General features: G+C 38.6%; 3 protein-coding genes. 2 read left to right on the forward strand and 1 reads right to left on the reverse strand.

Annotated elements, in window-relative coordinates; all coding sequences use genetic code 11:
* Both glmM and gmk read left to right on the forward strand, forming a co-directional pair.
* Positions 1–1256, forward strand: a 1256-nt coding sequence (gene glmM / locus ABXH34_RS17965; RefSeq protein WP_353573262.1) for a phosphoglucosamine mutase, incomplete at its 5' end; no start/stop codon positions are given.
* A 25-nt stretch (positions 1257–1281) separates the two neighbouring features.
* Positions 1282–1896 carry a guanylate kinase gene (gene gmk / locus ABXH34_RS17970; protein ID WP_353573263.1) on the forward strand — a complete coding sequence of 205 codons (615 nt, stop codon included), beginning with the start codon at positions 1282–1284 and terminating at the stop codon, positions 1894–1896.
* 377 nt (positions 1897–2273) lie between these two features.
* Here gmk and ABXH34_RS17975 read toward each other — a convergent pair whose 3' ends face one another.
* Complete coding sequence (locus ABXH34_RS17975) at positions 2274–4481, reverse strand: TonB-dependent receptor plug domain-containing protein (RefSeq protein ID WP_353573264.1); 2208 nt, start codon at positions 4479–4481, stop codon at positions 2274–2276.
* Between the last annotated feature and the right edge of the window lie 133 nt (positions 4482–4614).

The raw sequence follows: 4614 nt of genomic DNA on the forward strand, positions 1-4614 counted from the left end.
GGGCAGTTGGACAAGTTTTAGGTCAACAAAACCCCCGAGGTAGTAATAAAGTTTTAATTGGTAAAGATACCCGTATTTCTGGTTATATGTTTGAGTCTGCTTTAGAAGCAGGATTGTCCGCAGCAGGGATGGATATTCATTTATTGGGGCCTATGCCAACACCTGCAATTGCTTATCTAACCCGTACTTTCCATGCCCAAGCAGGCATTGTTATCAGCGCGTCACATAATCCTTTTCAAGATAATGGGATTAAATTTTTTTCCAAAATGGGAACAAAGTTATCTGATGAATTAGAATTGGAAATTGAAGCTAAATTAGATGAATCAATGCAGACTGTTGAGCCACATTTATTAGGTAAAGCAAAACGGATTAGTGATGCCGCTGGACGTTATATTGAGTTTTGTAAAAGTACCTTACCGTATGATGTTAATTTAAAAGGCTTTAAAATTGTGGTGGATTGTGCGCATGGTGCAACCTACCATATTGCCCCCAATGTGTTCAATGAATTAGATGCCCATGTGATCTCGATTGGGGCTAAGCCTGATGGTTTGAATATCAATGCAGGTTTTGGCGCGACACAACCACAAGCATTGCAAAAAGCAGTTTTAGAACATCAAGCTGATTTGGGTATTGCCTTAGATGGTGATGGTGATCGGGTGATTATGGTCGACGCTCAAGGCGAAGTGGTTGATGGTGATGAACTGTTATTTATTATTGCAATGGATAAACATCGAGCAGGTCAATTGCAAGGTAGTGTGGTTGGTACAGTGATGAGCAATTTAGGCTTAGAGCAAGCTTTAACTAATCAAGGTATTGATTTCCAGCGAGCCAAAGTCGGTGATAGATATGTATTAGAGAAATTACGGCAGTTAAATGGCATTCTAGGTGGGGAATCCTCTGGCCATATTCTGTGTTTAGACCGTACCACAACAGGTGATGGCATCGTAACTGCGTTACAGATTTTAGCAATTATGGCGCATTCAAATGTCGGTTTGTATGATCTAAAAGCAGGGATGTGCAAATCACCACAACACATGATTAATGTTCCAGTCAAACAACATATTGATTTAAAACATGCTTCTATTCAACAAGCAGTGCGTGATGCAGAGCAAACACTTGCGGGACAAGGTCGGGTGTTATTGCGTGCCTCGGGGACTGAACCCGTGATTCGAGTCATGGTAGAAGGATTTGATGTACAACAAGTTGAAACGACCGCACAGCAATTGGCACAAGTCGTTAGTCAGTTAACAAATTAACCATTTTTAGATAGGTTTTTTCTACATGCAAGGTCATTTATACATTATTTCTGCGCCATCAGGAACAGGCAAAACTAGCCTTGTTAAAGCATTATTGGCGGACACGGAAAACTTAAAAGTATCAGTATCTCATACCACCCGTCCATCACGAGAAGGTGAGGTACATGGTGTAAATTATTATTTTGTGGATACCGCTGAATTTGAAGCGATGTTAACTGAAAATACATTTTTAGAACATGCTTCCGTCTTTGGTAACTATTATGGCACGTCAAAAACGTGGGTTGAGTCACAGTTGCAACAAGGGATTGATATTATTTTAGAAATTGACTGGCAAGGTGCTGAAAAAGTACGGCAGTTAATGCCAGATGCAATCGGTATTTTTATTTTACCTCCTTCAAAACAAGCTTTATCTCAACGTTTATACGGACGCGGTAAAGACAATGATGAAGTGATTCAACGCCGTTTGCAGGCTGCAATTGATGAAATGCGTCATTGTCATGAGTTTGATTATCTAGTGGTAAATGATGATTTTGACCATGCGTTACAAGAGTTACAGGCTATTATTCTCAGTCATCGTTTAAAGCAATCGGTACAAAAAAATAACTTATCTGAACTACTACAAAATTTATTAGCCGATTGATATTTGTGTTTACAGAGATGTATTTTATTCACCACCGCTGTTTTGGTTTTATATAGTCATGTTATGCACAATTTTAAAAAGCATGAAAATGTAGGGTAAAATAGGTGCGCCTCAGAAATGAATATAATATGTCAACGACCATACACCATGTTCCACTTTTGTCTACAGCACTTGGTGGGTGGCGTTAGGTTTATCCACCCTATATATCAGTGTTGGTGCTCACTGCTATTTATAGTCATTTTATTTTAAAGTGATATAAGGCTGGCAGTCCTCAAATTTAAAAGTGTTTGATATTTAAAATATTAAAGGACTGCCAGTCCTAACACATAACAAGAAATTCACTATAGTGTGCAAACAACCATATAATTGATAAAACCCTAAAAACCCAGCTTTACTTGTAACCAATATGAGCGTTCAGCTTGAGGTATAACTGAGTTAATGTAGCCCAAAGAACGTTGTGAGAAATCATTGCCCGCATTAGCTGATTCTGCTCCGGGATGAAAATAATCTTTATCCAACATATTTAAAACTTTCAAAGTGATAGTCAACGGTTCATATTGATAACTGATGGCACTGTTTAATACAAAGTAACTGTCTAGTTTTTCACCTTGTCCACGCAATGGATTACGCAAATATAATTCACGCGAACTCACATAATTACCGCGTAAATTCAGATTCCACGCATCACCCAATGGTAGATTGATGCCTAAATTAATTTTATGAGGTGCAATATCACCCAGTGCAGCATCACCATCTAGCCATAGACTTAAATCATGATCGTAAAATACACTGCTTTCGGGATGAGTATAACTATAATTGAAATAAGCAGTTATATCGTCAAAGTCCTCAATTAAGTTGGGAAAAGATAATTTAGCCCGATACTCTAAACCCCAAATATCTCGCTTACCTGCATTTTCAGCCTCTTCCTTAATCACATCAGTATAATGTGAACTGTATAAAGACCACTCCTGCCATAAATTATCAGTGTGATACATGGTAATCAATTCTAGATTTTGTACTTTTTCAGGTTGCAAATCAGGATTCGCCGCACGTCCAGACCAACCACCCCATAAATTCAATGGAGAAGGTTCTTGAAATGCCTTTCCATACAATGCCTTAAATGTCCATTCATCACTATAATGATAAATAGCAGCAATACGCGGATTCACCACACTGCCATACATTGAGTTGCGGTCATAACGTACCCCTAAGTTAAATCGCCAATATTCCCAATCCCAAATCGCTTGTACATAGCCACCAACATCGCGCGTATTAGCCAAGTTATCAGCGGGCATTGCGCCGGGAGGTGGCGGAATCTCATAACTCAAATCACTACTATGCCCGATACCACTACCCACTTCTGTTGTTGAACTGATTGCGGGCGACCAATATCCAGGAATATCATAGCCTTTGGTTAACTCTTTGCGCTCATATTTCAAACCAGCAGATAATAATAAATCCTCATTGAATTCATATTCAAAAGACTGCTTGAATAACCAACTGCTGGATTCTGCATTCCAATTAGTAAAACTGATAAAAGAAGACGTCTCTTCATCGGGAGTGCCTTCAGCCCAATAGCCATAACGCCGATTTTCTCGATACAACACCAAGCTTTGAGCTTTTAAGCTATCAGTTAAATCTGTTTTGTATTCAGCATAATATTGATCGCTGTCTTTATTCCAAAAGCTATTATTTTGGGCTCGATCAGCTGCATAATAAGGCCCATACGCCTCTTTTACTTTCCAATGAATAATACCTAATTTTAAGCCTTTGTAAGTTGCATCTGCTAATACAGCATAATCTTTGGTTGGGTCGTAATAATGGTCTAAATACTCACCTTCATGCTGAATATTATGAATCGCACCCCAAAGCGGCTCACTGCCATAGAGTGAATTACTCAAATAACCATAACGATCGCTAAAATCAGGCTCATCACTGCTAAATTGTTGGGTGGAAATGGAAAAACTGAAATCTTCAGCTAATTTACCCTTTAAAGTGGCATCAATACTTTTTGAATTAAAGCTACCAACAAGACCTGTCACATTGCCTGTGATCTCTCCTACATCCAATTCGCTGCCATTATCAGTAATGACATTGACCACCCCTAGAAATGCGTTTGGCCCATAAACAGCACTTGCTGGACCATATAGCACTTCAATCCGTTCTACATTGGACATAGGATATTGACGGCTAAATACAGCAGAATGTGACCATAATGTATTGTCAACAATACCGTTTAGCATAAATAAGGTGCGAGTAGTAAATGGTGTGCGGTAGCCTCGTTGATAGGTTGAGCTATACATTGAGCCATTCTGAATCGTGACATCGAAACCCGGTAAATCTTGTAATGCCTCCGCAATATTACTATAGCCACGCTGCTGGATTTCTTGTTTTGTCACAACAACCATGGAGGCAGGCGCATCAATTAGAGTTTCTTCTGTACCCGATGCGGTTTCTACGGTTAAATCCATCAGGCTATTTAGCCCTAAATTTTTTAATTCTTCTACAGACAGTGATTCATCTTTGGCCATAACAGGTAAGGTTAGTAGCCAGACTAAATACAATAATCTGTGTATTGTTTGCATATTAAACTCCCCCAATGCTATATGTAAATTATTCGTTTTCATAGTAGGAATCATACTAAATATAGCCTATTTTTATTATACAAGTCAGTTTTATATTTTAGAGACCTATTTTATTACAATTAGTAGGTATTTG

This window comes from Candidatus Albibeggiatoa sp. nov. BB20, from assembly GCA_016744725.1.
Lineage (GTDB): Bacteria > Pseudomonadota > Gammaproteobacteria > Beggiatoales > Beggiatoaceae > Albibeggiatoa.